Origin of the sequence: Pseudomonas sp. NPDC087598 (assembly GCF_044743525.1) — a bacterium.
Lineage (GTDB): Bacteria > Pseudomonadota > Gammaproteobacteria > Pseudomonadales > Pseudomonadaceae > Aquipseudomonas.
On sequence record NZ_JBIUWQ010000042.1, the window covers coordinates 40,180 to 44,410 of the forward strand.

Below are 4,231 nucleotides of genomic sequence, written 5' to 3' on the forward strand. Positions count from 1 at the left end.
ATGGACGCCCTGATCCGTTTCCGCCGCATGCAGGGTCGCAACACCCTGTGGCAGCCGGGCACCGACCACGCCGGTATCGCCACGCAGATGCTGGTGGAGCGTCAACTCGAAGCTCAAGGCCAGAATCGCCACGATCTGGGCCGCGAGAAATTCCTCGAGAAAGTCTGGGAGTGGAAGGATCAATCGGGCGGCAACATCAGCCGTCAGATCCGTCGCCTCGGCTCGTCCGTCGACTGGAGCCGCGAGCGCTTTACCATGGACGACGGCCTCTCGGAAGCCGTTAAAGAAGCGTTCGTGCGCCTGCACGAAGACGGCCTGATCTATCGCGGCAAACGTCTGGTCAACTGGGACACCAAACTGCACACGGCGATTTCCGACCTCGAAGTGGAAAACCACGACGAGAAAGGTTTCCTGTGGAACCTGAAGTACCCCTTGGCTGACGGCGCGAAAACCGCTGAAGGCAACGATTACCTGATCGTCGCGACCACTCGTCCGGAAACCATGCTCGGCGACTCCGCCGTCGCGGTTAACCCGAACGATGAGCGCTACAAAGCCCTGATCGGCAAATTTGTCGAGCTGCCGCTGGTCGGCCGCCGCATCCCGATCATCGCCGACGATTACTGCGATCCAGAATTCGGCACCGGTTGCGTGAAAATCACCCCGGCCCACGATTTCAACGACTACGAAGTCGGCAAGCGTCACAACCTGCCGCTGATGAACATCTTCGACAAGAACGCCAACGTGCTGCCAGCCGCTCAGGTGTTCAACCTCGACGGCACGCTGAACGAGAGCATCGACGGCAAGATCCCGGCCGAGTTCGCCGGCCTTGAGCGTTTCGAAGCGCGCAAGCAAATCGTCGCGGCCTTCGATGCCGCCGGCCTGCTGGTCAGCGTCAACGATCACGCGCTGAAAGTGCCGAAGGGCGACCGCTCCGGCACCATCATCGAGCCGTGGCTGACCGACCAGTGGTACGTTTCCACCAAGCCATTGGCCGAGCCTGCGATTGCCGCCGTTGAAGACGGCCGCATCCAGTTCGTGCCGAAGCAGTACGAAAACATGTACTTCTCGTGGATGCGCGATATCCAGGATTGGTGCATCAGCCGTCAGCTATGGTGGGGCCACCGGATTCCGGCCTGGTACGACGAGTCGGGCAAGGTCTACGTCGGCCGCGATGAAGCCGAAGTACGTGCCAAGCACAACCTCGGCCCGGACGTTGCGCTGCAACAGGACAACGACGTACTCGACACCTGGTTCAGTTCGGGTCTGTGGACGTTCTCCACCCTCGGCTGGCCGGAAAAAACCGAATTCCTGAAAAAATTCCACTCCACGGACGTTCTGGTCACCGGTTTCGACATCATTTTCTTCTGGGTTGCCCGGATGATCATGCTGACGATGCACCTGATCAAGAACGAGGACGGCACGCCGCAGGTTCCGTTCAAGACCGTTTATGTGCACGGTCTGGTACGCGATGGCCAGGGTCAGAAGATGTCCAAGTCCAAGGGCAACGTCCTTGACCCGCTGGACATCATCGACGGTATCGAACTGGAAGAGCTGGTGCAGAAGCGCACCTCCGGCCTGATGCAGCCGAAACTGGCGAAGAAGATCGAGAAGCAGACCCGCGACGAGTTCGCCGACGGCATCGCCAGCTACGGCACCGATGCCCTGCGCTTCACCTTCTGCTCGCTGGCCTCGACCGGTCGCGACATCAAGTTCGACATGGGCCGCGTTGAAGGCTATCGCAACTTCTGCAACAAGATCTGGAACGCCGCGCGTTATGTTCTGGACAAGGGCGAAGATTGCGGCCAGAACGGCGAAGCCTACGAGCTGTCGCTGGCGGATCGCTGGATCATCTCGCAGCTACAACGCACCGAAGCCGAAGTGACCCGTCAACTCGATCAGTTCCGTTTCGACCTCGCCGCACAAGCGCTGTACGAGTTCATCTGGAACCAGTACTGCGACTGGTACCTGGAATTGTCCAAGCCTGTGCTGTGGGACGAAAACGCGCCGATCGAACGTCAGCGTGGTACCCGTCGCACGCTGGTTCGCGTACTGGAAGTGGCGCTGCGTCTGGCGCATCCGTTCATGCCGTTCATCACTGAAGAAATCTGGCAGCGCATCGCGCCGCTGGCCGGCATTCAGGGCAAGACGATCATGCTGCAACCTTGGCCAGTGGCCAACGAAGAGCGCATCGATCCGGCCGCCGAAAACGACATCGAATGGCTCAAGGAGCTGATGCTCGGCACGCGCAACATCCGTGGCGAAATGAACATCGGCCCGGGCAAGCCACTGCCGATCTATCTGAAGAACGTCAGCGCTGAAGACCAGCGTCGCCTGACCGAGAACGAAGCGCTGTTGAAGAAACTGGCGCGTCTGGAATCGATCACCGTTCTGAAGGCTGGCGAAGAAGCGCCGTTGTCCGCCACCGCCCTGGTCGGCGAGATGGAAGTGCTGGTGCCAATGGCCGGTCTGATCGACAAGGGTGCCGAGCTGGCGCGTCTGGACAAGGAAATTCTGCGTCTGCAGGGTGAAGTCCAGCGTGTTGGCGGCAAACTGTCCAACGCCGGTTTCGTAGACAAGGCCCCGGCCGAAGTCATCGAGAAGGAGCGCGCCAAACTGGCCGAGGCTGAACAGGCCCTGAGCAAACTGGCCGAGCAGCACGCGCGGATTTCCAGCCTGTAACGGTAAACCGCAATGAAAAAGGGAGGCCCGAGTGGCCTCCCTTTTTTATGCTTGCCACACCACAAATTCCCTGTAGGAGTGAGCCTGCTCGCGATAGCGGCGGATCAGTCAGCTGATTTTTTGACTGATAATCCGTCATCGCGAGCAGGCTCACTCCTACAATTGGTCGGAGTTGCCCTTAGATGTGGGACAATACCCGCCACTTTCAGCCATACCCGAATCGACCACGCCCATGAACGCCCCCCGCACACCGAAACCTGCGCGCAAGAAGCCTGACTCCGCGACCCCGGCCAAAGCCGTTGAACCGCGTGAAAAGGCTAGCCTGCACCCGCGCAATCGCCATCAGGGTCGTTACGACTTCCCGGCGCTGATCAAGACCACGCCAGAACTGGCGAAGTTCGTGATCATCAATCCGTACGGCAAGGAAAGCATCGACTTCGCCAGCCCGGACGCGGTACGGGTGTTCAACCGGGCGCTGCTCAAGTCGTTTTATGGCATTCAGCATTGGGACATTCCGGCCGATTATCTCTGCCCACCGGTCCCGGGCCGTGCCGATTACGTGCACTTCCTCGCTGACCTGCTGGCCAGCATGAATGACGGCAAGGTGCCGCGTGGCGCTATCGTCAACGTGCTGGACATCGGCATGGGCGCCAACTGCGTTTATCCGCTGATCGGAAACAGCGAGTACCGCTGGCACTTCCTCGGCTCGGAGATCGACCCGACGGCCGTTGCGGCTGCCACGGCCATCGTCCAGTCCAACGATCTGAACAAGGTCATCAAGCTGCGCCAGCAGGAGAACCGCAAGCACATCTTGATTGGTCTGTTGGAACCGGGCGAGCGCTTTGACCTGACCATGTGCAACCCGCCGTTTCACGCCTCGATGGACGAAGCGACCAAGGGCAGCGAGCGCAAATGGCGCGCCTTGGGCAAGGCTGATCCGAAACGCAAGCTGCCGGTACTGAACTTCGGTGGGCAGTCGGCCGAGTTGTGGTGTGAAGGTGGCGAAGCACGTTTCGTGACGCAATTGATCGCCGAGAGCGCGAATTTCCAGCACAAAGTGCTGTGGTTCAGCACCCTGGTGTCGAAAGCTTCGAACCTGCCGGCTATCGAAACCACACTGAAAAAGGCCGGCGTGCTGGAAAGCCAGGTCGTGGAGATGTCGCAGGGACAGAAACAGAGCCGTTTCGTCGCCTGGACCTTCCAGACCAAGTCCGAACAGCAGATCTGGCGCCGCGAGCGCTGGACCCGCTAAGACACTGCTGATCCCATGTGGGAGCGAGCCTGCTCGCGATAGCGATATATCAGTCGACATTCAAGGTGACTGACCCACCGCTTTCGCGAGCAGGCTCGCTCCTACAAAGGTTTAGCGTGCAACGCCAAATCGCAGGCACAAAAAAACCGTGCCCGGATCACTCCGGAGCACGGTTTTTTTATCGCTGCGTCTTACTTGTTCACAGCGTCGGTCAGGCCTTTGGCCACAACCAGCTTGATCACTTTCTTTGCAGGGATTTCGATGGCAGCGCCAGTCGAAGGGTTAATGCCAGTGCGGGCA

General features: G+C 59.6%; 3 protein-coding genes. 2 read left to right on the forward strand and 1 reads right to left on the reverse strand.

All coding sequences use genetic code 11. The features are described 5' to 3' along the window. On the forward strand, positions 1 to 2,679 hold a 2,679-nt coding region (locus tag ACIOWE_RS21040), incomplete at its 5' end, for a valine--tRNA ligase (RefSeq protein ID WP_401395359.1). A 232-nt stretch (positions 2,680 to 2,911) separates the two neighbouring features. Continuing rightward, on the forward strand, positions 2,912 to 3,931 hold the full coding sequence (gene rlmF / locus ACIOWE_RS21045) for a 23S rRNA (adenine(1618)-N(6))-methyltransferase RlmF (RefSeq protein ID WP_401395362.1): 1,020 nt from the start codon (positions 2,912 to 2,914) through the stop codon (positions 3,929 to 3,931). Between the two features lie 191 nt (positions 3,932 to 4,122). Here rlmF and ACIOWE_RS21050 read toward each other — a convergent pair. After that, a partial coding sequence (locus ACIOWE_RS21050) for an HU family DNA-binding protein (protein ID WP_401395391.1) occupies positions 4,123 to 4,231 on the reverse strand: 109 nt, incomplete at its 5' end.

Bases quoted from the DNA above. Each gene is read 5' to 3' on its own strand.
- rlmF (WP_401395362.1), top strand. From the start codon at position 2,912: ATGAACGCCCCCCGCACACCGAAACCTGCGCGCAAGAAGCCTGACTCC.